Source organism: Acinetobacter sp. ANC 4654 (assembly GCF_002135425.1).
In the GTDB taxonomy this organism is placed as follows: domain Bacteria; phylum Pseudomonadota; class Gammaproteobacteria; order Pseudomonadales; family Moraxellaceae; genus Acinetobacter; species Acinetobacter kyonggiensis.
Genome location: NZ_NEGL01000001.1, coordinates 752,047 through 774,564, shown reverse-complemented (window position 1 = coordinate 774,564; position 22,518 = coordinate 752,047). Strand labels below are relative to the sequence as shown.

Genomic DNA, 22,518 nt, shown 5'->3' with positions numbered 1-22,518 from the left:
ATATGGATCTTTTATTATTATTTAAAGCGGCCATAATGGGCTTGGTAGAAGGGATTACTGAATTTTTACCTATTTCCAGTACTGGGCATTTAATCTTAGCAGGTCAACTTTTAGATTTCTGGACAATTGAAAAAAGAGAAATGTTTGCAGTTGCAGTACAAATTGGTGCAATTGCGGCTGTGATTTACGAGTATTGGGGCAAACTTTGGGGCGCTTTAATTGGTGGTCTAAAAGGTCAAGAACAAGGTCGCCGTTTAAGTCTTAACTTAATTATTGCTTCAATTCCAATCGTGATTGTTGGCTTAACCTTTGGCGATATCATTAAGGCTTACTTATTTAATGCGATTACCGTCGCAATTGCGTTAATTGTCGGTGGTTTTATTATTTTGTGGGCCGAACGCCGTCCGCATAGCATTAAAACTCAAGAAGTCGATGATTTAACCTATAAACAAGCGACTTTAATTGGTCTGATTCAATGTTTAGCCTTATTTCCAGGGACTTCGCGCTCAGGCTCAACCATTATTGGGTCTTTATTTTTAGGTGTATCACGTAAAGCAGCAGCAGAGTTTTCTTTCTTTCTGGGTATTCCTGTATTAATGGGTGCTGGTTTACTCGATATGTACAAAATGCGTGCTGATTTGCATAGTAATGATATGGCTGTTCTAGCTGTGGGTATTATTGTGGCATTTATTTCTGCACTCATCGTGATTCGTGCATTAATCCGCTATGTATCGAAACATGATTTCACTGCATTTGCGTACTATCGTATAGGCTTTGGTTTGTTTATTTTGGTCACTTGGTGGACAGGTTGGGTTTCTTGGTAATGCATTTGTTTACAGAACCTCAGTTTCAAGCGCAAGCACAGCAGTATTCTGCTGTGCTTTCTTCTCGTGGGGTTCAGGTAAATTTAGAAATCATTGAAAAACTGAATGCTCGCTTTTTACGTTTTCATCCAGAATTAGCGTTGTGTGTAGATGAATTGGGTCTTTGGCTGTGCGCCAATGGCATGAAAATGCAACCTGATTGGAAAGCTGAAGTTCCACGATTAAAAAGAGCTTCACTCAAATCTGAAATGATTGCACGCGCATGTAATTTAGGCGAAAAACCCAGATTGATTGATGCTACAGCAGGCTTGGGTCATGATAGTTTATTGATGGCACATTTAGGTGCTGAAGTCACTTTGCTTGAACGACATCCTATTTTATTTACCTTGCTTGAAGACAGTAAAAACAATGCTGAACATGATCCTTTTTTAAGCTCGGTCGTGGCACGGATTGATTTAATTTTTTCTGATTCTGCTGACTATTTAATCCAGCAAGCTGAACAGCATAAGACGGTTGATGTGGTTTATTTAGACCCGATGTTTCCGCAGCGTGATCAAAATCAACAAGCGATTAAAAAACAAGCTCAAGTCAAAAAACAGATGCAATTGTTACATATGCTCTTACCTGAAGATGGTGAAATGGACTTGGGTGATAATTTATTGATTTTGGCACAAAAACTGGCAAAACGAGTAGTAGTGAAGCGTCCACGTCTGGCCGTCTATTTGGCAAATCAACAACCCAATCATCAATGGCAAGGTGATGCTTGTCGTTTTGATGCTTACTTTCAGTATCATCTTATAGAGTAGGTGGGTAATTGCTTCAATATTGTGCATTAATCTGTTATATAGTTAAAAACAGCATTGATAAAACTCCCATCAAGCATACACTTAGATTGTAAATCAGCGAGCTATAGCCAACCCGAAATCCTATGATCGACTTCAAACCCTCCATCAATTTTTGGCATGATTTTAAAAGTAACCAAACTGCAGGGATGTGGCTTTTTTTGGGGTCGCGTCGGTCTTTACAGATCGTTCGCCCCTCGATTTTGCAATTGATCTTTTGGGGAATTTTAGGCGGCAGTGCCAACAGTCTTTTTAGTTGGTTAAGTTCTGGTGAAGTCGGGGATTTCAATCCTCAAGGCTTGATTAGTTATGCGTTATGGCCTTTTATTGCTTTAATTGTTGGGATTTTCCTGTCACAACGGATTAATAACCCACGTTTAATGCTCGTACCCGCATTGTTGTGGTTGGTACTCGACACACATATCGCCTTATTACAAAGTTTCATTCAGTATTTAGGTTATATCGATGTATTGCCTTATATCTTCTATGATTATTTACCCACGATTTTCATGGTGTTGTTTGTTTGGCAAAGTTTGGCCGTGGTTTGGGTATTCTCACGTGAATTAAAGTGGCCTTGGTGGGAGCGAGCACTGATTGTTGCTGCAACCCTGTTTACCCTTGTAGTTTGGCAAATGTCAGTCAAAAGCCAACCCATTTGGAAAGTTGAAGAAATACCACCCACTTTTGCTGAAGATGCCTTTTATGCCCAAAATCAGGTACTGAATAAATCTCTGGAAGCCGTTCAGTATGGTGAGTTTGCGCAATCTCATTGGTATTTTTTAGGCGTGGCGGGCGCAGGCTATCAAGACGTGTTTAAGTCGGAAGTTGAACGCATTAAGGAACAGTTTGATACCCGTTTTGGAACTTTTGGGCGTTCATTGGTGTTAATTAATAATCCGACAACACGAACTAAAATTCCCATCGCTTCACGCACCAGTATGGATTTGGCGCTGCGTAGAATTGGACAGCAAATGAACCGAGAAAGTGATGTATTATTTTTATACATGACCTCGCATGGTTTGCCGAATCAGTTTGAAATGGAAAATGCCCCAATCGATTTAAATGATGTTGATCCGAAATGGTTAAAAGAGACGTTAGATAAGTCTGGGATTCGCTGGCGTGTGATCGTTATTTCTGCATGTTATTCAGGGAGTTTTGTTCCTGCATTACAAGATGATAACACCTTGATTATTACTGCATCTGCCGCAGATCGTGCCTCTTTTGGTTGTTCAAATGAAGCGGATTATACGTATTTTGGACGTGCTTTTTTTGATCAGGCGATGCGAGAGCAGACTTCTGTAACTGCGGCATTTGAGCAAGCGAAAGCAACAGTGGCACAGTGGGAGTCGGCTCAAGGTTTTGAAGCGTCTGAACCGCAATGGTCGATTGGTAAAAACATGGAATTTATGTTGCCGCAATTGGAACAACGCTTATTTCCAGTCGTAAGTAAGGCTGATAGCAAAACAGTAGAAACACCACAATTAAGTGTTCAAACCCAATAAAAGAAAGGAAATAAGCATATGGAATTAATTCAACATAATCGATGCTTTGATGGCGAACAGCGCATTTATGCTTTTAATTCTAAGGTGCTTAATGGTGAAGCAAAATTCGGTATTTTTTTGCCACCACAAGCTTTACTTGGACAAGCCTGTCCGACACTTTTTTATTTGGCAGGTTTAACCTGTACAGAAGACACTTTTGCGATTAAAGCCCATGCTCAACGCTTAGCCGCACAGTTGGGCTTTATTTTGATTAGTCCAGATACCTCACCAAGAGGTGAACATGTTGCACAAGGTGATTCTTGGGATTTGGGTCAAGGGGCAGGATTTTATATCAATGCCACCCAAGCACCGTGGACTGAACATTATCAAATGGAACGTTTTATTGTTGATGAACTTTATGAGTTGGTGAGCCATAATTTTCCAATTCAAGCGCATAAGGTCGGTATTTTCGGGCATTCCATGGGCGGTCATGGTGCATTGACGCTCGCATTGAAATATCCAGAAAAATTTAAATCGGTTTCTGCCTTTGCACCAATTTGTGCCCCGAGCCAATGTCCATGGGGTGAAAAAGCATTTTCTCATTATTTAGGTGCAGATCAAGCGGAATGGAAAAAACATGATGCCAGTGCTTTAATTCTAGAAAAAGGTGCTTTATTTAAAGAGATTTTGATTGATCAAGGACGGCACGATCAATTTTATGCACAATTGAATCCGGCATTATTTCAACAGGCTTGTGCGCAAGTGGGACAGCATTTAACTTTACGTGAACATGCAGGCTATGACCACGGTTATTATTTTATTCAAAGTTTTATTGATGATCATTTACAGTTTCATGCAGTGCAACTTGACGCATAGTTTTAAGATGATCGGTGACGCCGTTTAAATGTGCTGAAAATAAAGATCTTAAACGTCAGAAAAAAAGCATTTCATTCTAAGAATAAAGGGAGAATATCATTCTCCCTTTTTGATTTATTGATGTTGCCATGTCGCAGTAAATTCTTGTTGTGCCATACGGCTTAAATGATCTAGAACCACTTGTTCTAAACGACTGAGGTCTTCGAGCGTGCTGTCAATGGAGACCAATAAAGCATCGGGCTGTGGCATCAGTTGAATGGTCGCATCGGGCATAAAAATAGTGAAAACGGCTTCAGTTTCAGCCACTTCAAATTTATGTTTCCAATGATTAAGTAAACGCTTGGCAATGCGAGCGGCTTCAGCCGTGCTGATTTGAGTATGGCTTTTCATGTGTATTTACCTTGTGATGATAGGTCAAAGTAACAGATCCAGAAAATTGCTACAGTAAAAAAATAGAACACAATATTGCATATTTAGAACGCTGAATAAATCGAATCACATCAGGATTGAATCACAGTATGCAGGTTCAATTTGTTATAATGTGAAAAATCAATTTGCATACATAGTCAGGTTTTCCTTATGTCCAAGCCATATTTAATTGCACCATCAATTTTATCTGCTGATTTTGCTCGCTTAGGTGAAGAAGTCGACAATGTCCTTCTTGCAGGTGCAGATGTTGTGCATTTTGATGTGATGGATAACCATTATGTACCGAATCTGACTTTTGGTGCAGGTATCTGTAAGGCACTGAAAAAATATGGTATTCAAGCACCAATTGACGTGCATCTTATGGTTTCACCAGTCGATCGCATGATTGGTGATTTTCTGGATGCGGGTGCAGACATTATTACTTTCCATCCAGAAGCAACTCATCATATTGACCGCTCTTTGCAGCTCATCAAAGCGGGTGGTGCGAAAGCGGGTCTAGTTTTTAATCCTGCGACACCATTGCACTATCTTGATTATGTTTTGGATAAGGTCGATCAAGTGTTATTGATGAGTGTCAACCCCGGTTTTGGCGGTCAAAAATTCATTCCAATGACTTTAGATAAACTTCGTCAAGCACGTAAAATGATTGATGCCTCAGGTCGTGATATTCGCCTTGAAGTTGATGGTGGTGTCACACCTGCAAATATTCGTGAGATTGCTGAAGCTGGCGCTGATATGTTTGTTGCGGGTTCCGCTATTTTTGGTCAACCTGATTATAAAGTGGTGATTGATGAAATGCGTTCTGAACTGGCGAAAGTGGGTGCTGTGAATATCTAATTTATTTGGATAAATTGCAGTCATGCTATTGATAAAATTGTGGATAAATATATGGATATCTATGTAGATAATCATATGGATAACTTGGTTGTTTTGCAAACGATTAATGATCAATAGGTTGATAATTAGACGCTAAATGTATAAAAAGGACTCAATTGAGTTCTTTTTTACTTTGTTAAAGTACTGCTGGGTATGATTGTTTATTGATCGTTGTTTGGAAATAAGGCTGTTTGAAAAATAACTTTATTGTTTTGATGTGTATGAAATATAGCGTGCTGTTTTATTGCATTTAAATTTAAAAAATTGTGTATCACTGTATTGTTGGTTATGCTGTGCTATAGAATTCAACCATCATCTTATTATTGATCTTTGACGGAGAAGGAAGCATCTGTGTTGACTCAATTACGCAAACAAGCTTGGTTTGTGTTCCTGATTACTTTTGTGATCGGGTGGAGTAGTGCTGTCTTGGCTTCAGTCAAACCAATACATCAGCAAATGATGACTGAGTTGAGTGTTCAACAGAGTCACCGCGCAGAAATGTTGGCAATGTCCAATTGTCATGCCGCACAGACTTCACAAGCACAGGTAGAACACGATTCTTCATCGCATATTCAAATACAAGTTGATCAAGATTGTCATCCTTCAATCAAGGATCGGATGCAGCATACAAGTTGTAATGATTGCGCACAGTTGCACTGTCAGAGTGTAAGCACTTGGTTAGATGCACAAACGATAAAATTGTTCAGTGCAGCAGAAAGCCAACAATTACAACAGCTCAATTTTGAGTATTCAGCCCAGCATTTAACGGGCTTTTGGCAACAGATTTTACGTCCTCCTAAAGCTTAATCTCGATTTAAAAAACATTTTCATTTTTAAATTACAGGTTAAGTCATGTCTATTCAATTAAGTCAAAGCCTCCTTGTCGGTGTCTGTCTATTTTCATCATCTTGGGTATATGCCGCAGTTAAAGAATATCATCTGAATATTGATGAACAGATGGTCAATATTACAGGCAAGCCATTAAAACGTATTACCGTAAATGGTCAGTTTCCTGCACCCCTTTTAGAGTTTGAAGAGGGCGATGATGCTGTTATTCATGTGCATAACAAGCTAAAAAATAAAGATTCTTCTATCCACTGGCACGGTTTATTACTGCCCGGTTTAATGGATGGCGTACCCGGTTTTAACCAATTTAAAGGAATTAAGCCGCAAAGCGATTTTACCTATCGTTTTAAAGTGCGTCAGAATGGCACCTATTGGTATCACGCCCATTCAAAAGGACAGGAACAAGATGGTCTGTATGGTACTTTGGTGATTTATCCAAAAGATAAAAAGCCCGTTGCAGCGCATGAACAAACTGATCGTGATTATGTGGTGATGCTGTCCGATTTTCATGAATCGACCAGCGATCAGATTATGAAAAATCTGAAAAAATCAGCAGAATACTATCAAAACCAGCGTGAAACCGTAGCCGATGTTTTAAAGCAGGTGAAACGTGATGGTTTAAAAAGCACATGGCAGGATCGTTCCATGTGGAATCAAATGCGTATGTTAAAAACAGATTTGTCTGATGTGACCGGCTATACCTTTTTAATTAACGGTAAAACCCCTGAACAAAATTGGACAGGCATGTTTAAAGCGCATGAAAAAGTCCGATTACGTTTTGTGAATGCCTCCGCGATGTCATTTTATGATGTCAATATTCCAAATTTAAAAATGACGGTAGTGAGTGCCGATGGTCAGCCGGTTAAACCCGTTGTGGTTGATGAGTTTCGTATAGGCACTGCGGAAACTTATGATGTTGTGGTGGAGCCAAAAGCCAATCATTACCAAATTGAAGCAGAGTCGATTGACCGTAGCGGATTTGCAATTGGTACATTGCATAATGAAGCCATTGCACAGATACATGCGATTCATATGCCCAAAGCACGTCCACGTGCCGTGCTGACGATGGAAGATATGGGACATGGTTCTTCGGAGGATCATGGCAAGATGGATCATGAAAAAATGCAGCATTCCATGATGAAACATGAGCCTGTGCCAATGGATCATACGAAAATGAGCCATGCTGAAGTTACAGACCATTCACAACAGCAAGCCAAGTCTGATTCTAAGCCACAGCAGCAGATGGATCATTCAGCACATGTAGCAGCGAAACCAACAGGCGATGATAAGGGACAACTGGTCTATGGCTGGGCTAATGCTTCCACACCCGCAGGTCATAAAGCACTGCAATACAGTGACTTAAAATCTTTAACCCCGCAAAAAGACACCCGTCCAGCAGAGCGAGAGCTTGAGGTTCGTTTGGGTGGCACGATGGAGCGTTATATTTGGACCATTAATGGCAAGAAATTCACTGAAGTAGAACCTTTGCAGGTGAAATATGGTGAACGCATTCGTTTGAAATTTATCAATGACAGTATGATGGCGCATCCGATGCATTTACATGGCATGTTTATGCAGCTGGAAAATGGGCAAAGTAGCAGTGATATGCCGAATAAACATACCCTGATTGTACCACCGGGTAAAACGGTGACCGCGTTGCTCACTGCGGATGAGCTAGGCGAGTGGGCAATCCATTGTCATCTGCTTTACCACATGTCATCAGGCATGATGAGCAAAATGATTGTGGCGAATGTAGATGGAAATCAAGTAGCAACGGCACCTTCTAGCCCAAGCCCAGCAAAGCAAGGAGACTCACATGCGCAGCATTAATTTATTTGCGATGAGCACATTGAGTGCATCATTACTGGTGCTGAGCGGACAGAGTTTTGCTCACGAAGGACATCATGCCATGTCGATGTCTGAACAGCAGACACAGCCAGTAGAAGAAATCCCGAAGGATCATTCACAACATCAAAAAATGTCCGCAGCACCTCAAGTTTTTGTTGAGGAAAAGCAAGTGCAATCTATAGAACAGATGCATTCAAATTCAGATGATTTTGATCAAACTAATGATCATAAATCTGGTCATCAGTTTGATCATGCAGCGCATTTAAAAGAACATGGTGGACAGATTTATCAACAGACAACACTGGAAAGTAAATGGCTGCGTAATGACGATGGTCAGGGGGCTTTAAAGTCAGAACTTGAGACGCGAATCGGGACGGATGAAAATAAAATTTTTATCAAAGTGCATGCCGATAAAGCCGAATCACAGCAAGCTGAATATGATGCCAAACTGTTGTATAGCCGAAATATTGCTGATTTCTGGGATGTACAGGCAGGTATACGTTATCGTAATGACCCAAATCGTGAAATTGATCAAGATCAAGTCGATGCAGTATTGGGTCTTCATGGCATGGCACCGTATTTTTTTGAAACCGATGCATATTTATATATCGGACAAGACCGCCAAGTTTCTTTTAATGTAGCAACTGAACGTGACTTATTGCTGACGCAAAAATGGATTGTTAAACCTTATTTGGATATAAATATGGTGTTGAGTGATGATTCAAACTATGCCAAAAAGACCGGTTTAAACTCAGCACAAGTGGGTTTGGAAACACGTTATGAAATCAATAAAAAGATCATGCCTTTTATGGATGTGGCATATGGTTATAACAAAGGCGTTCAAGAAACGGCTTGGCAGAAATCATCGTCTTCTGAAAATGCATGGTTCTATGGTGCAGGGATTCGTTTTAAATTTTAGATAAACTTTTTGGGATTAAGAAAATACGATTGGTCAATGCCAGTCGTATTTTTTAACATGAGCAGTGAGTTAAAAGATGTAAAAATTGTCCCCATTGAAAGTCATCATTTATATAATGATCCATTGTAGGAGGAACGACCTCCCTTGGCGTATTTTTATTTAGCCAAGACAATTCGTCAGGACGACCTGACTCTAATGAACTGGAGTATAGTTGTCATGGCTTGGGTTTTACTGATATTCGCGGGACTTTTTGAAATTGTGTGGGCATATGCCATGAAACTTTCAGAAGGTTTCACCCGTCTCACGCCCAGTATTATTACCATCGTTTTTATGATTTTGAGTTTTGCTTTGCTGGCTTATGCGATGCGCACTTTACCGCTTGGCACTGCGTATACCATTTGGACAGGCATTGGTGCAGTTGGTTCATTTCTGGTCGGGATTTTTATCTTGGGTGAGCCTGCATCTGCCATGCGTATGTTGGCTGCCGTTTTGATTATTGCTGGATTAGTGCTGATGAAACTGTCATCATCATAAAATCTGAATTATTTATTGCACCGCAGGAGAAGACAATGAAACTCGCTTTTATGGAAATGCCTTCTCCTGTCGGTATTTTAAAATTAGTGGCGACAGAAAACGCATTGGTTGCGGTGCTGTGGGAAAATGAAAATCCAAAACGTGTTCGCCTAGCAGAATTGATTGAACAAGTGGATCATCCCATTTTGTTAGAAACGCAAAAGCAATTGTGTGAATATTTTGCTGGAACAAGGCAGCAATTTGATTTGCCTTTAGATTTTGAAGGGACTGTGTTTCAAAAGAAAGTGTGGCAAGCTTTACTGGGTATTCCTTTTGGTGAAACCCGAAGTTATCGTGATATTGCTGCGCAAGTGGGGAATATTAAAGCAGTTCGTGCTGTGGGTGCAGCCAACGGGAAAAATCCAATTTCAATTATTGCACCATGCCATCGCGTTGTGGGGGCGAATGGAAAACTGGTCGGCTTTGCTGGTGGTTTGAACAATAAAGAAATTTTACTTGGTTTAGAAAAACAATAATTTAAACAAAATGTTATGCTTCTGTATAAAATTTAATACGTTATAAAATTATGCAAACAATATTCGGTCAGTTATTTTCCACCTTTTGGTGGGTGATTCTTATTGCTGTTGGGCTAGGCATTTTTAAAGCTTACAAGCCTGTTCTAAAAGGAAAATTGGGTGAGTTTACTGTAAGCATCCATGCAAAGAAATATTTAACGGAAGATTATATTTTACTCAATAATTGTACGTTGCCCGATGAACAATTGGGAACTACACAAATTGATCATATTTTACTGAGTCCGTATGGCATTTTTATTATCGAAACCAAGAATTATAAAGGCTGGATTTTTGGTGGTGAACGTCAAAAAATGTGGACACAAAAAATCTTTAAAAACAGTTATAAATTTCAAAACCCACTGCATCAAAACTATAAACATCAAAAGGTTTTAGAAGTGCTACTGAGTGATATTATTGCTGCTGAATATTTACATTCTGTGATTGTATTTATGCCCGATTGCGAATTTAAAACTGTCATGCCTGTGAATGTGTTTAGAGGAAAGGCGTGGACTGAATATGTCAAAGGTTTTAAAGATGAGGTTATTCCAGCGATAAAACTGAAACAAATTCAACTGCGAATAGAGAAAGAGATTTTGGAAAAATCTTGGAAAACAGACCGCTTACATGTTGCCAATCTACAACAACGCAACGGAAAAAATTGATTGTTGAAGCATTCATCTAGCCTATTCTGAAATCTTTAAATAGGCTTTGAGTGATGGCGTCTAGGACAATCTTATTCAGTTGAAGTACTTTGAAGCAGGTGAATAATTTCACTCAGTTGCTTGATACGTTTGACTTCATTCCACAGCATTTTTGCTTCAGGGTAATGTTTGGACATCATCCCAAGCCATTGTTTATAGCGCCCCACCATATTAATTTCTTTTTTATAAGGGCCGTGTAAGAAACGAATTTGTAGTGCTAAAAGGTCATCCCATGTGATGAGTGCTTCATCTAAATTTTGGCGGATACATAGGGTTAAATCTGGGGTCGTGACTGCACCACGACCAATCATTAAATCGTCACAACCTGACTCTAAACGACATTGTTTAGCATCGTTATTGGTCCAAATTTCACCATTGGCAATGACATTGATTTTCAGTGCTTCACGAATAGGTTGTAATTGATCCCAAAATGCAGGCGGCGTATAACCTTCGGCTTTGGTGCGTGCATGTACCGTTACCCAAGCAGCACCTGCATCTTCAATTGCATGTGCATTTTCTAAAGTAAAGTTTCTGTCCATATAGCCTAACCGCATTTTTGCAGAGACTGGAATATGGCTAGGGATAGCATCCCGAACGGCTTTTACCAGTTGATGCACCACTTCAGGCTCATCCAGTAGAACTGAACCACCACGGTGACGGTTGACTGTTTTGGCAGGACAACCAAAGTTCATATCAATGGCAGGTGCGCCAAGTGCGACAGCACGAACTGCATTGGCTGCCAGCATTTCAGGATCATTACCTAGAAATTGTACATGTACGGGAGTGCCTGCTGCAGTTTTACCTTCAGTCAATAATTCAGGACAATAACTATGATAAACGTGGTCAGGTAAGACCGAATTGGTGACACGAATAAACTCAGTGACACACCAGTCAAAGCTGCCGATATGCGTCAGTACATCACGCATAATAGGATCGGTTAAGCCTTCCATGGGTGCAAGAATGAGTTTCACAGCGGTGTCACCAGTCAAATTGAAAAACGGTGTTATACGTTTTTTTAGTGGGGATGTCTAGAAAAAGGTCTTTGGAATATTGTAGCCTGAGATAGGCATGAGTATTTGGGTTCTAACATTTTCAGTTCGTATAAGTACCATTATGTTCAATAGATGCTAATCATATGTATTAGAACCAAAAATCACCTTTCCATCATGAATTACTAGTCCCCAATTTAAATTACTATCAAAAATTGATATTTCATCAGGAAAGTAATAAAAAGCATTGAAAAATTTTACGAAAATCTTCCATTTGGTTATAATCGCAGTATCAGTTTGCCAAACTATGTAAACATCTTGTTGAAAAGCTAATCCTGTATGAAATAACCACTTTTTGATAGTTTCATCTTCCACACTGATTTCTCTAAAGCGATTAAAGTTTTGTCGGAGTGTTAAGTTTTTAGTAATCTCAGAACTATACTGCCAAAGAAATTTTGCTGCTTTGGGAACAATAGGTTTTATTTGATCTAAATGTATTTGATTGAGCTTTGTATAAGACTCATCATCAAATCTCCAATGTAATGGAAATTGATCAAATGGGATTGTGCATTCTTTTAAACTTTTTAAATCCATAATCATTAAAATAATTTTTAAAGTTTTCCTAAAATTAACATAATACACTTTATATGAATTTTTATTTTTATTTTATATAAATCAATTGTTTATGTTTTTAGTCAAAGCCCTATCTTACCCGATTGGGCTTTTTTGTGCATTTTTCACGTTCCACGCCCATTATTTAACCAAAGTTCCACTTCCCCCATTAGTAAAACTGAACAAAATGGCTTATTTCCCTAAAATCATTTCTAAAACAAACTTGGAACCGATAAAACCTACGGCCAATAAGAAAAAGCCAATTAAGGTAAAGCGAATGGCTTTTTGACCACGCCAACCAAACTGGTAGTGACCAATGAGCAAGGCACCATACACAAACCATGACACAATACTAAAGGCTGTTTTATGTGCCAGATGTTGGGCAAAGAAGTTATCAATGGTAAAGAAACCAAAAACTAGCGCCACGGTCAGTAAAATAAAACCAGTATTGATCAGGTCAAACAGTAAGGATTCCATCGTTTGAAAAGAGGGCAGTAAATTGACCCAAAAGCGCTTTTTCTGTTTGTTTTTTAACTCACGGTTTTGGAACCATAAAATCACCGCCTGTATTGTTGCCATAAGTAAAACAGCATAGGCAGACAGCGATAAAATAATATGAATATCTAAACCCAAAGAGCGCTGTTCAATGAATTGGGTGGGTTGGCTCAAGGCAAAACCTAAAATCAGTCCTGTGGCTGCCACAGGAATACCAATCAAGTTCAATGCCAAAATAGGACGATAGGTACTGAACAACAAACTAAGTAACAGCATGAGCCCTGATGTAAATGACATTAAGACAAAAACATCATAGTTCACCCCCATCGGCGTGAGCATGTCATGGTATAAAACGGTTGCATGGAGCAATAAGCCTAAGCCTAAAATTATACCAATAAACCAATGGTTTGGATCATGTTTAGCCATTAATTTTATAAACAGATACCAAAAAGATGTGGTATAAGCGACTAATGCTAAGATCGTGTAAACCAAGGGGAGACTGATCATGTCAAACCTTTTTCAGGATGATGAATATTCATTTATATAAATTCTATGCGAACTACAGTATCCTATAGCATCTTATGCATAAATTTTCTATTTTAAGAAAGATTTTTTTGCAACTAGCAATTTTAAGCGGATTTTGCAATGTTTGATACCTTAACAGAACGACTCACGCAGAGTTTAAGAAATGTTACTGGCTCAGGGCAGCTAACCGAAGATAATATTAAAGATACGTTACGTGAAGTACGTATGGCACTTCTTGAAGCCGATGTTGCGTTACCTGTAACTCGTGAATTCATCGCGAAAGTTAAGGAAGAAGCATTGGGTCAAGAAGTGATGACTCAGTTATCACCGGGCCAAGCTTTCGTAAAAATCGTCCATGACGAATTAACAAAAATGATGGGCGCGGCGAATGAAAGCCTCGACCTTGCAGCAAAGCCACCTGTTGTGGTTTTGTTGGCTGGTTTACAAGGTGCGGGTAAAACCACCACTGCGGCTAAACTGGCACGCTTTTTACAAGAACGCCAAAAGAAAAAAGTTGCGATGGTTTCTGCCGACGTTTATCGTCCAGCAGCCATTAAACAGCTAGAAACTGTGGCGGGTGAAGTGGGCGCATATTTCATTGCATCATCTGCCGATGAAAAGCCAATTACCATTGTTACCCGTGCAATTGAACAGGCAAAAATTCAGTTTGCTGATGTTTTAATTGTCGATACCGCAGGTCGTTTACATGTCGATGAAGACATGATGGACGAAATTAAAGAGCTTCACGCAGCCATTAATCCAACTGAAACTTTGTTTGTGGTTGATGCCATGACGGGTCAAGATGCGGCAAATACTGCAAAAGCCTTTAATGATGCTTTACCGCTTACAGGTGTAATTTTAACCAAAACCGATGGTGATGCCCGCGGTGGTGCAGCACTTTCTGTTCGCGCAATTACTGGTAAGCCAATTAAATTCTTGGGTATGGGCGAAAAGCTCGATGCTCTAGAGCCATTCCATCCTGAGCGTATTGCACAACGTATCTTGGGTATGGGTGACGTACTTTCTTTAGTCGAAGAAGTTGAACGCAAAATCGACAAAGAAAAAGCTGAAAAAATGGCGAAAAAATTGCAAAAAGGCGGAAACTTCACTTTTGAAGATATGCTGATGCAATTTGAACAAATGAATAAAATGGGCGGCATGATGGGCTTCTTAGACAAGTTGCCGGGCATGAGTAATTCAGGTATTCAAGATGCAATTGCACAAGCGAATCCTGAAAAACAAGTGAAAAAGATGGAAGCGATTATTCAATCGATGACCGTCAAAGAGCGCCGTAACCCCGACTTGATGAATCCAAGCCGTAAAAAACGTATTGCAGCAGGTTGTGGTATGGATGTAGTTGAAGTCAATAAATTGATTAAACAGCATGCGCAAATGGCGAAAATGATGAAGAAATTTGCCAATCCGTCAGGTATGGCAAAAATGATGAAATCACTCAGTGGTATGCAAAAACAATTCGGCGGTGGTGGCGGTATGGGCCCATTGTTCGGTGGCAATGATCAGAAGAAATAATCTTTTGATTTATGCAAAGAAAGGCGCTTAATGCGCCTTTTTCTATTTGTAGTCATTGCGACTGTGATAAGACCGGTGCAGAAATTATTTTAATCGCGATTTATAGATGCAGCAGGGTAAAATTACAAAATACTCATATTTTTTGTTGGTGAAAAAGCACACTATTTTAGGCTGTTATTTCCCCAATCCTAATAAGAAAAATAATTATTTATGAATATACAGCAAAAGAAAATTTATATTATTCATGGTTATCAAGCATCTAGCAATGATCATTGGTTTCCATGGCTCAGCCAGAGCATACAACAAGCAGGGCATATTTCTAAACGTATCGTATTGCCTGAATCCAATCAACCTGAATTCCACCATTGGCAGCAGGCGCTACACATGCAAATTCGTGAGTTGGATAAAAATACGATTATTGTCGCACACGGTTTAGGTTGTATCAGTGTGTTGCATTATCTGAATCAACATTTTAAAAATAGAGGTCAGAAAATTAAAGCGGGAATTTTTATTTCTGGATTGAAGTCTAAGCTACCAAGTCGACCTGAGTTAGATGATTTTATCGCACAGGCACGCTTGGATAGTGGTTTGTTACAGACAAAAATGCCTTTGAGTTTGCAGTTGCTGTCCAGTGATGATCCTTATATTCCACCGCCATTGGCATTACAATTTGGGCATTTTATTAATGCCCAAATACATGTGGTAAAAGAAGCGGGACATTTTATGCGTCAAGATGGCTTTAGCGAATTTCCGCAATTATGGACATTGCTTCAACCAATACTGGTTTCAGGATAATGTTGAATAAAAGACTGCAAGCCTTTGAGCAACAAATCTGGCTCAATGTTTGGTTGATAGGGTGTAAGAAACTTGGCAAATAAAGCGGCATCACCACCCGTTAAGATTAATTTTCGTGGTGATTGTTGCAACACTTTTTCGATTGCACTGACCAAGCCTAAAACAATACCGTGATGCACTGCATTGATGGTATTACGTCCTGGTGTCAGCTCATCAAAAGCTGCATCAGGAATTTTAATGCCTTTGGTATTTTGAATCAGTGAATCACGTTGCAAATATAGATTCGGTAAAATATAGCCACCTAAATGCTGTAAACCATCTACAAGATCAATGGTTAAAGCCGTGCCACAACTAATGATGCAATAATTTTGCTTGGGATCATGTGCGACCGCTAAAACTTGTAGCCAACGATCAATTCCCAGTTGAGTAGTATCATCATACCCGCAACGTAGACCTGCATATTCGGCATGAACTTTGGCAAAGACCACAGGAATGTTGAGACTTTTTAAGATGCGTTGAATACGGTCATTATTCTTTTTGTCTTGTACCGAAGACACGCCGACATTGTGCAGTTTAAGGGCTTTAAAGTGTTGAATCAGCCCTAAAAGTAAATCTGCGGGAGATTGTAAATGCATTTCTGCCGCATGTTCGATCACTTGATTGTTATCGGTAATCCAATATTTAAGTCGCGTATTGCCAATATCTAACCATAAATTCTTCATTGCATTTCTCTAAAGAGAGGTTTCTAAGCGACGTAAGCGCCCTTGATAAAATTGTTGTACACCTGCGCTGGTTTCAATGTTCACCGCACCATCATCTTGAATACCGATAAAAATACCTGAACAGAGTCCTGAATGATGTTCAAATTCAACCGCTTGATTTTTAAATGCCGCATAGTGGTTAAAACGAACAGCAAGGTTATAACAATCATGATCAAACCATTCACTGGCCTGTTGAATGGCTATATATAACTCGGCAATCAGTTGAGGACGAGAAATATCGGTCAAGCCTAGTTCACTTAAGGATGTGGCATGCTGGTCAATGTTTTCTTTGGGAATGGGATCAAGATTGATGCCGACCCCGACAATGACTTGATGGGGGGAAAGCGGTTCAACTAAAATTCCGCCCCATTTGCCTTGTGGACTATAGAGATCATTCGGCCATTTGACTTGCAGATCTAAGTTTTTAAGACTCGGCATTTGTAAAATATTTAATGCAATTTCAAGGGCAAGTCGCCCATCAATGGGTGTTCGTGTATTCAGCAATGTGCTTAAATAGATATTCCCTTCAGGTGATACCCACTGTCGTTGACGTTGTCCACGACCTTGAGTTTGCTTTGTGCTACAGACTAAAACGCTGTGAACGCCTTTGAGTGCAATTTCACGGACATCATCATTGGTTGAAGTTGTGACGGGTTTCAGTATTAATACTTCAGGGCGCTGATGAGCGTCGTCGAGGATTTTTTGCAGTTGTCGAGTCTCTAAATCCATTTAAATTTAAGCAGCAGTGGAATGTGAATCATGGAGTTAATCATATATTTGTTGATTGGTGCAATGGCGGGTTTTGCTGCTGGACTATTTGGAGTCGGTGGCGGTCTCATTATTGTCCCTATTTTATATATTGTGTTTACCCAGTTACATTATGATGCTTCAGTCATTATGCATTTGGCTGTGGGTACCTCCTTAGCGACGATTATTGTGACCTCGATTAGCTCTGTTTCAGCACATCACAAACGTGGTGCTGTGATGTGGGATGTCTTTCGTAATTTAGCACCAGGTCTGGCTTTCGGCTCATTTTTAGGTGCGGGTATTGCGGATTATATCTCGGGTCAGGGGTTGCAATTGCTGATCGGTTTTTTTGCGATTTGGGTGGGATATGGTATGTTTAACGGTGCAAGCAAGCCTGTTGATTCTTCTCGGCATTTACCTGCCAAAGGTATGCAAATGCTTGCAGGTGGTGGTATTGGCATTGCATCGGCTATTTTTGGCATTGGCGGTGGCAGCCTTACCGTGCCTTATTTAAATCGTCATGGTGTGGTCATTCAAAAAGCAGTAGCAACGTCGGCAGCAGGCGGGCTACCTATTGCCATTGCGGGTGCATTAGGCTTCATGTGGTTTGGCTCGAATGCAACCGTTGACGTGCCGCATAGTATTGGTTATGTACATGTTTATGCCTTTATTGGGATTAGCGTAATGAGCTTTATTACAGCGAAACTGGGGGCTAAAGTAGCACATAAGTTATCGCCAACTATGCTGAAAAGATGCTTTGCCTGTCTGTTAACCGTCGTCGGTTTATATTTTATTTATCAAGGCTTTTCAAACTATTTTTAAGGTTGTAAATTAAACTAAAAATAGCTGGATTAAGCTGCGTGATGATGAAATTCTACACATCTTTTTTCTGTCATCCGGGATGCTGTATCGCTCAGATTTTTAATCGGCATCCTTTTTATGCCAACGTCAAACAGAAAAGTAGGACTAACAAATACAATTTAGGTCTATTTTTTAGATAGGAATGGGCTTCTCATTCAAGTGAATGATTTCATTTTTTAAAAATTGACTGTATAGACTTAAAAATTGTCTGACAATGTCATTTTCTTTATGGTTACAATTGAGTAAAAGAGAATATCAGTCAGTATTTATGACCGTTTTTCGATTGCATCTTATAAAAACAAGATAGGAATAGTATGCACGAACAGGGGAAAGAGAGTTTGTCCGAACAAATTGCCAAACATATTAGTGAGCAAATTATTCGTGGCGAGCTGGTGGAAGGTGAACGCATCCAAGAGTTGCGAATTTCGGCTGAGCTTGATGTGAGTCGAGGTTCTGTACGCGAAGCATTACTGCTATTAGAGCGAACACAGCTGATTGAAATTTACCCACGTCGTGGTGCGGTTGTGTCAGAAATGTCTGCGCAGCAAGTGCGTGCTTTGTTTGATATGAGTGCTTTGCTCTTGGGGCAAATTGTGCAGCGTATGGCAGAAGCTTGGCGTACACATGAAGCCGAAAGAATTCAAGCCTTATTGACACAATTGCATGAGGAAACGCGTCAGGGACATACTGAAAAATTTTATGATTTAATCTTTCAGGGTTTAGCACGGCAACAAGAGATGGTCGGTAATCCCTATTTAATCAAGTTTTATCAAGAGTTGCTGCCGTCATTGCGTCGCAGCTATTTTTTAACCTTAAATATCTCTCGCCGTGAGCTACAGGAATCATTTGAATTGTTTAAGTTGGTGACTGATGCAGTTTTGATCCGAAAATCACAACAAGCTACTTTATTTATGGATGATTTTTGTCGACACTTGCGTAACCTTGTGTTGGAATCTCTAACACGGATGAAACAAATCGAACTTGCATGGGCAAGACGTTCACGACGTTAATCAGGACATTATGCGTTTAAGCAGCTTAAAACTTTCCGGCTTTAAATCTTTTGCCGATAGTACGACTTTACACTTCAAGGCGAATCGTACCGCTGTGGTTGGGCCAAATGGCTGTGGTAAATCGAATGTGATTGATGCCATTCGTTGGGTCATGGGTGAATCAAGTGCACGGCAACTGCGTGGCGGTAGCATGCAGGATGTCATTTTTACGGGTACAGCGAAACGTAAACCTGTCGGTGTGGCAAGTGTTGAATTACGCTTTGATAATACCTATGGCAAGCTCGGTGGTACATACAACGCCTACAATGAATTGGCAGTACGTCGTCAGGTCAACCGTGATGGCAAGTCTGAATATTTTTTAAATGGTACTAAATGCCGTCGTCGTGATATCACTGATATTTTTCTGGGCACAGGTTTAGGACCACGTTCATATTCCATTATTGAACAAGGTATGATTAACCGTTTGGTCGATGCCAAACCTGAAGAAATGCGCGTGTTCATTGAGGAAGCCGCGGGGGTTTCACGTTATCAGGCCCGTCGTCGTGAAACGCTATTGCATTTAGATCACACCACACAAAATTTATCGCGTTTGGAAGATATTAATGCAGAATTGAAGTCACAGCTGAAAACGCTAAAACGTCAGTCTGAAACCGCTGTGCAATACAAAGAACTTGAAACCCAGATTCGTAGCATCAAAATTGAAGTATTGTCATTTCAATGTGAGCAAAGCAGCCGCTTGCAACAAGAATATACTTTGCAGATGAATAACTTGGGTGAAAGCTTTAAGTTGGTCCGCTCAGAACTGGGTACTTTAGAACATGATTTAACGGCAACCAGTGAATTATTTCAACGCCTGATTCAACAGTCCACGCCTTTACAAAATGAATGGCAACAGGCAGAGAAAAAACTGTCTGAATTGAAAATGACGCTGGAACAAAAACAGTCTTTATTTCAGCAAAATACGTCAATTTTAACGCAGTTAGAACAACAAAAATTACAGACCAAAGAGCGCTTGCAGCTGATTGAATTGCAAATTGAAACTTTGCAAGCGCAATACGAACAGCAGAGTGAGCAATTACAGCAGCAAGAACAGCAAAATCAAGATCAAAGCCAAAATGTGGGTGCTTTGAAAGCACAACAGCAACAGGTGCAACAGCAATTTGAATTGGTCAAAATTCAGGTGGAGAAGCAACAACAGCACAAGCTGCAAATGTTGGCGCAAAGTGAACAATTAGCCAAAAATATTTCCCGTATAGAACAGCAAAAACAAACTGTGCAGCTACAAGCAGTGCAAATCCAACAGCAAAATCAGCATGATGATATTGAACAGCTCGAGCAGGAAAAAGTTCAACTTAGCCAGCAGCTTGAGCAGCTAGAACAGAATATTCAAACCCATAAACAAACTTTAGAACTTGCACAGACACAATATGCGCAGCAAAAAAATGATGCTGCAAGTTTGAAGTCCGCGATTCAGGTGTTGCAATCGGAACAAAAAAACTTAACTCAATTGCTGATTAAAAACAGTCCAAAAGTGCAGAATGACGCTGTGCAGTTGATGCAGGTATTCAAGCTGAACGATCAAGCCAAACCGTATGCCAATTTAATTGAAAAATTTTTGGCAAAATGGCTTTCTGCACAGGTATTAGATGCAAATACTGATTTCATTGAAAATATTGCTCGTCAGCTTAAAAGCAATGTTTTGCAAAATCGGATTCAGTTAGCAGGTTTAGATTGTTTAGCCGATTGGATTGAGTCACCCCAGTATTCAATTTGGCAGCAGGTGGCTGTCGCAGACACGTTAACTCAGGCCTTGTCTTTGCAAAGCCAGTTGAGCTTAGGACAGTCCATCTTAAGTTTGGATGGCTATCATGTCGGTGTGGATTGGGTGATTGGTTTATTTTACGATGAAGCCAGTCAAGCAGGGCAAGGGGTACTCAGCCATCGCATTCGTTTAGATGAAATTGAAACAGCACTGGCCCAGCAGTTACCCCAGCTTGAAGCGGCTGAACAACAATTGCCAGAAGTGCTACAACACATTCAAACCTTGCAAAAAAATATTCAAGATCAGCAAGAGACGTTAAAGCAACACCAAAAGGCATTGCAACAGCTCGATGTCAAAATAGCGCAACTACAAAGTACCATTCAGGCATTTTCAGTGCAAAAGCAACAATTGCAACATCAGTTACAACAACTGGATGAGCAATTGGAAGAAGATGCCATGCAAAAAGATGATTTGGAAATTGATTTGCATGCCTTAAATTTGAAATTGGAACAGGCTTTACCGCATTATAAAACCATGCAATTTCAAGTGGAAGAACTTACCGAGCAGCTTGAAAATACGCAACAAGTTTGGCAGCAGGCCCAGCAGGAATTGGAGTTGCTGCGTCGTCAGACCGCACAAACCGGACAGCAAACTGAACTATTGGAAAAAGATGCTTCATTCTTAAAAGCGCAATATCAACAAATTATGCTGCAAATGGCACAAGCGAAAAATTTTATCGATCCTGTGCAATTGGAATTACCCGCACTGGAGTCACAATTTAATCAACAAGCCCAAGTGACAGAGAAATTGCAAAAGACTTGGCATGAATGGCAAATTGAACTGAATAATCTACAAGAAAAACAGCAGTCTTTGACCGAGCAACGTCATCAACAGCAACAACACGATGAAAAATTACGTGGTCAATTGGAAGAAAAACGTCTGGCTTGGCAAGTAGCGAAATCTGATTTGCAGCATTATTCAGAACAATTGACGGCTTTAAATAGTGAAGTCATTGCAGGTTTAAGCATTGATTTGCTGGCACATCAACAACAACTAGAAAAAGCACAACAGCGCTTTGATAAGTTGGGCGCAGTGAATTTAGCTGCCTCGGAAGAATATGAAGAAGTGTCGAAGCGTTTTGCCGAGCTGAGTCACCAAATTGAAGACTTGGAAAAAACGGTCGATCAATTAAAAAATGCCATGAAAAGTATTGATCAAGAAACCCGTAAATTGTTTATGACCACCTTTGATCGGGTCAATCTCGAGCTACAAGATTTGTTCCCTAAAGTATTTAATGGTGGGGAAGCGAGTTTAAGCCTTGAAGATGACTGGCAATCGGGTGTAAAACTAATGGCTCGTCCACCAGGTAAACGTAACAGTTCTTTAGCATTATTATCTGGTGGTGAAAAAGCACTCACGGCATTGGCATTGGTATTTGCAATCTTCCGTTTAAATCCAGCACCGTTCTGTGTTTTGGATGAAGTGGATGCGCCTTTGGATGATGCCAATGTGGGAAGATTTTGTAATTTGGTAAAAGAGCTTTCTGAACAAGTACAATTCATTTACATTACTCATAATAAAGTTGCAATGACGATGGCAACCGATTTGTTAGGTGTTACCATGCCAGAACCCGGTACATCAAAATTAGTCACTGTCGATTTGGAACAGGCAAAAGAATACGGTTTAGTCGCGGAGTCATAA

Annotated in this window: 22 protein-coding genes; 16 read left to right on the top strand and 6 right to left on the bottom strand. The window is 40.0% G+C overall.

The genetic code is table 11. The features are described from left to right. Positions 1 to 2: 2 nt before the first annotated feature. The 4 genes from B9T24_RS03740 (at position 3) to fghA (ending at position 4,023) form a co-directional block, all read left to right on the top strand. Positions 3 to 824, top strand: coding sequence for an undecaprenyl-diphosphate phosphatase (locus B9T24_RS03740; protein ID WP_004650967.1), 822 nt, complete (start codon positions 3 to 5; stop codon positions 822 to 824). Continuing rightward, a complete protein-coding gene (locus tag B9T24_RS03735) occupies positions 824 to 1,630 on the top strand; it encodes a class I SAM-dependent methyltransferase (RefSeq protein WP_086164539.1) in 807 nt (268 codons plus the stop codon). The genes B9T24_RS03740 and B9T24_RS03735 overlap by 1 nt, the downstream gene beginning before the upstream one ends. A 122-nt stretch (positions 1,631 to 1,752) precedes the next feature. After that, positions 1,753 to 3,168 (top strand): C13 family peptidase, encoded by a 1,416-nt coding sequence (locus B9T24_RS03730; RefSeq protein ID WP_086164538.1) that lies wholly within the window; start codon positions 1,753 to 1,755, stop codon positions 3,166 to 3,168. An 18-nt stretch (positions 3,169 to 3,186) separates the two neighbouring features. Further along, the gene (fghA, locus tag B9T24_RS03725) at positions 3,187 to 4,023 is read left to right on the top strand and encodes an S-formylglutathione hydrolase (protein ID WP_086164537.1); all 837 of its coding nucleotides are present in this window, start codon (positions 3,187 to 3,189) and stop codon (positions 4,021 to 4,023) included. 114 nt (positions 4,024 to 4,137) lie between these two features. Here fghA and B9T24_RS03720 read toward each other — a convergent pair whose 3' ends face one another. Then, complete coding sequence (locus tag B9T24_RS03720; protein ID WP_086164536.1) at positions 4,138 to 4,413, bottom strand: DUF2218 domain-containing protein; 276 nt, start codon at positions 4,411 to 4,413, stop codon at positions 4,138 to 4,140. Positions 4,414 to 4,602: 189 nt separating this feature from the next. Here B9T24_RS03720 and rpe point away from each other — a divergent pair, with 189 nt between their 5' ends. The 7 genes from rpe to B9T24_RS03685 all read left to right on the top strand — a co-directional run bounded on the left by rpe (position 4,603) and on the right by B9T24_RS03685 (position 10,691). Next, a complete protein-coding gene (gene rpe / locus B9T24_RS03715) occupies positions 4,603 to 5,289 on the top strand; it encodes a ribulose-phosphate 3-epimerase (protein ID WP_004650972.1) in 687 nt (228 codons plus the stop codon). Positions 5,290 to 5,679: 390 nt separating this feature from the next. After that, positions 5,680 to 6,135 carry a hypothetical protein gene (locus B9T24_RS03710; RefSeq protein WP_086164535.1) on the top strand — a complete coding sequence of 152 codons (456 nt, stop codon included), beginning with the start codon at positions 5,680 to 5,682 and terminating at the stop codon, positions 6,133 to 6,135. 45 nt (positions 6,136 to 6,180) lie between these two features. After that, entirely contained in the window at positions 6,181 to 8,004 is a 1,824-nt protein-coding gene (locus tag B9T24_RS03705; RefSeq protein WP_086164534.1) for a copper resistance system multicopper oxidase, read from the top strand. Next, positions 7,991 to 8,941, top strand: a complete 951-nt coding sequence (locus tag B9T24_RS03700; protein WP_086164533.1) for a copper resistance protein B — start codon at positions 7,991 to 7,993, stop codon at positions 8,939 to 8,941. The genes B9T24_RS03705 and B9T24_RS03700 overlap by 14 nt, the downstream gene beginning before the upstream one ends. Before the next feature lie 216 nt (positions 8,942 to 9,157). Beyond that, a complete protein-coding gene (gene sugE / locus B9T24_RS03695) occupies positions 9,158 to 9,475 on the top strand; it encodes a quaternary ammonium compound efflux SMR transporter SugE (RefSeq protein ID WP_086164532.1) in 318 nt (105 codons plus the stop codon). Between the two features lie 35 nt (positions 9,476 to 9,510). Further along, a complete protein-coding gene (locus tag B9T24_RS03690; RefSeq protein ID WP_086164531.1) occupies positions 9,511 to 9,990 on the top strand; it encodes a methylated-DNA--[protein]-cysteine S-methyltransferase in 480 nt (159 codons plus the stop codon). 50 nt (positions 9,991 to 10,040) lie between these two features. Then, positions 10,041 to 10,691: a nuclease-related domain-containing protein gene (locus tag B9T24_RS03685; RefSeq protein WP_086164530.1), complete on the top strand. Its 651-nt coding sequence runs from the start codon at positions 10,041 to 10,043 to the stop codon at positions 10,689 to 10,691. Positions 10,692 to 10,762: 71 nt separating this feature from the next. Here the strand turns inward: B9T24_RS03685 and B9T24_RS03680 are convergent, their stop codons facing one another. From B9T24_RS03680 to B9T24_RS03670, 3 genes are all read right to left on the bottom strand, one after another. Then, on the bottom strand, positions 10,763 to 11,701 hold the full coding sequence (locus tag B9T24_RS03680) for a tRNA dihydrouridine synthase (RefSeq protein ID WP_213032945.1): 939 nt from the start codon (positions 11,699 to 11,701) through the stop codon (positions 10,763 to 10,765). Positions 11,702 to 11,857: 156 nt separating this feature from the next. Continuing rightward, positions 11,858 to 12,319, bottom strand: a complete 462-nt coding sequence (locus B9T24_RS03675) for a hypothetical protein (RefSeq protein ID WP_086164528.1) — start codon at positions 12,317 to 12,319, stop codon at positions 11,858 to 11,860. 204 nt (positions 12,320 to 12,523) lie between these two features. Then, positions 12,524 to 13,333 carry a cytochrome C assembly family protein gene (locus B9T24_RS03670; RefSeq protein ID WP_086164527.1) on the bottom strand — a complete coding sequence of 270 codons (810 nt, stop codon included), beginning with the start codon at positions 13,331 to 13,333 and terminating at the stop codon, positions 12,524 to 12,526. A 138-nt stretch (positions 13,334 to 13,471) separates the two neighbouring features. On the opposite strand from B9T24_RS03670, the gene ffh reads away from it, so the two are divergent. Both ffh and B9T24_RS03660 read left to right on the top strand, forming a co-directional pair. Beyond that, positions 13,472 to 14,881 (top strand): signal recognition particle protein, encoded by a 1,410-nt coding sequence (gene ffh, locus B9T24_RS03665; RefSeq protein ID WP_086164526.1) that lies wholly within the window; start codon positions 13,472 to 13,474, stop codon positions 14,879 to 14,881. A gap of 210 nt (positions 14,882 to 15,091) precedes the next feature. Then, on the top strand, positions 15,092 to 15,676 hold the full coding sequence (locus B9T24_RS03660) for an RBBP9/YdeN family alpha/beta hydrolase (protein ID WP_086164525.1): 585 nt from the start codon (positions 15,092 to 15,094) through the stop codon (positions 15,674 to 15,676). On the opposite strand, the gene B9T24_RS03655 is transcribed toward B9T24_RS03660, so the two are convergent. Next, a complete protein-coding gene (locus B9T24_RS03655; RefSeq protein WP_086164524.1) occupies positions 15,652 to 16,398 on the bottom strand; it encodes a pantothenate kinase in 747 nt (248 codons plus the stop codon). The two genes, B9T24_RS03660 and B9T24_RS03655, sit on opposite strands and share 25 nt — an antisense overlap. Positions 16,399 to 16,407: 9 nt before the next feature. Next, positions 16,408 to 17,166: a biotin--[acetyl-CoA-carboxylase] ligase gene (locus B9T24_RS03650; protein WP_086164523.1), complete on the bottom strand. Its 759-nt coding sequence runs from the start codon at positions 17,164 to 17,166 to the stop codon at positions 16,408 to 16,410. A 30-nt stretch (positions 17,167 to 17,196) separates the two neighbouring features. On the opposite strand from B9T24_RS03650, the gene B9T24_RS03645 reads away from it, so the two are divergent. The 3 genes from B9T24_RS03645 (at position 17,197) to smc (ending at position 22,518) form a co-directional block, all read left to right on the top strand. Continuing rightward, the gene (locus B9T24_RS03645; RefSeq protein WP_086164522.1) at positions 17,197 to 18,006 is read left to right on the top strand and encodes a sulfite exporter TauE/SafE family protein; all 810 of its coding nucleotides are present in this window, start codon (positions 17,197 to 17,199) and stop codon (positions 18,004 to 18,006) included. A gap of 353 nt (positions 18,007 to 18,359) precedes the next feature. Further along, positions 18,360 to 19,055, top strand: coding sequence for a GntR family transcriptional regulator (locus tag B9T24_RS03640; RefSeq protein ID WP_086164521.1), 696 nt, complete (start codon positions 18,360 to 18,362; stop codon positions 19,053 to 19,055). Between the two features lie 10 nt (positions 19,056 to 19,065). Further along, positions 19,066 to 22,518 carry a chromosome segregation protein SMC gene (smc, locus tag B9T24_RS03635; RefSeq protein ID WP_086164520.1) on the top strand — a complete coding sequence of 1,151 codons (3,453 nt, stop codon included), beginning with the start codon at positions 19,066 to 19,068 and terminating at the stop codon, positions 22,516 to 22,518.

What these genes read in the sequence shown, in the direction of transcription:
- B9T24_RS03655 (WP_086164524.1), bottom strand. Translation starts at nt 16,398, where the DNA reads ATGAAGAATTTATGGTTAGATATTGGCAATACGCGACTTAAATATTGG.
- B9T24_RS03660 (WP_086164525.1), top strand. Translation starts at nt 15,092, where the DNA reads ATGAATATACAGCAAAAGAAAATTTATATTATTCATGGTTATCAAGCA.
- B9T24_RS03645 (WP_086164522.1), top strand. Translation starts at nt 17,197, where the DNA reads ATGGAGTTAATCATATATTTGTTGATTGGTGCAATGGCGGGTTTTGCT.
- B9T24_RS03675 (WP_086164528.1), bottom strand. Translation starts at nt 12,319, where the DNA reads ATGATTATGGATTTAAAAAGTTTAAAAGAATGCACAATCCCATTTGAT.
- B9T24_RS03705 (WP_086164534.1), top strand. Translation starts at nt 6,181, where the DNA reads ATGTCTATTCAATTAAGTCAAAGCCTCCTTGTCGGTGTCTGTCTATTT.
- ffh (WP_086164526.1), top strand. Translation starts at nt 13,472, where the DNA reads ATGTTTGATACCTTAACAGAACGACTCACGCAGAGTTTAAGAAATGTT.
- B9T24_RS03690 (WP_086164531.1), top strand. Translation starts at nt 9,511, where the DNA reads ATGAAACTCGCTTTTATGGAAATGCCTTCTCCTGTCGGTATTTTAAAA.
- B9T24_RS03670 (WP_086164527.1), bottom strand. Translation starts at nt 13,333, where the DNA reads ATGATCAGTCTCCCCTTGGTTTACACGATCTTAGCATTAGTCGCTTAT.
- fghA (WP_086164537.1), top strand. Translation starts at nt 3,187, where the DNA reads ATGGAATTAATTCAACATAATCGATGCTTTGATGGCGAACAGCGCATT.
- B9T24_RS03735 (WP_086164539.1), top strand. Translation starts at nt 824, where the DNA reads ATGCATTTGTTTACAGAACCTCAGTTTCAAGCGCAAGCACAGCAGTAT.
- smc (WP_086164520.1), top strand. Translation starts at nt 19,066, where the DNA reads ATGCGTTTAAGCAGCTTAAAACTTTCCGGCTTTAAATCTTTTGCCGAT.
- B9T24_RS03730 (WP_086164538.1), top strand. Translation starts at nt 1,753, where the DNA reads ATGATCGACTTCAAACCCTCCATCAATTTTTGGCATGATTTTAAAAGT.
- B9T24_RS03640 (WP_086164521.1), top strand. Translation starts at nt 18,360, where the DNA reads ATGCACGAACAGGGGAAAGAGAGTTTGTCCGAACAAATTGCCAAACAT.
- B9T24_RS03740 (WP_004650967.1), top strand. Translation starts at nt 3, where the DNA reads ATGGATCTTTTATTATTATTTAAAGCGGCCATAATGGGCTTGGTAGAA.
- B9T24_RS03720 (WP_086164536.1), bottom strand. Translation starts at nt 4,413, where the DNA reads ATGAAAAGCCATACTCAAATCAGCACGGCTGAAGCCGCTCGCATTGCC.
- B9T24_RS03685 (WP_086164530.1), top strand. Translation starts at nt 10,041, where the DNA reads ATGCAAACAATATTCGGTCAGTTATTTTCCACCTTTTGGTGGGTGATT.
- sugE (WP_086164532.1), top strand. Translation starts at nt 9,158, where the DNA reads ATGGCTTGGGTTTTACTGATATTCGCGGGACTTTTTGAAATTGTGTGG.
- rpe (WP_004650972.1), top strand. Translation starts at nt 4,603, where the DNA reads ATGTCCAAGCCATATTTAATTGCACCATCAATTTTATCTGCTGATTTT.
- B9T24_RS03700 (WP_086164533.1), top strand. Translation starts at nt 7,991, where the DNA reads ATGCGCAGCATTAATTTATTTGCGATGAGCACATTGAGTGCATCATTA.
- B9T24_RS03650 (WP_086164523.1), bottom strand. Translation starts at nt 17,166, where the DNA reads ATGGATTTAGAGACTCGACAACTGCAAAAAATCCTCGACGACGCTCAT.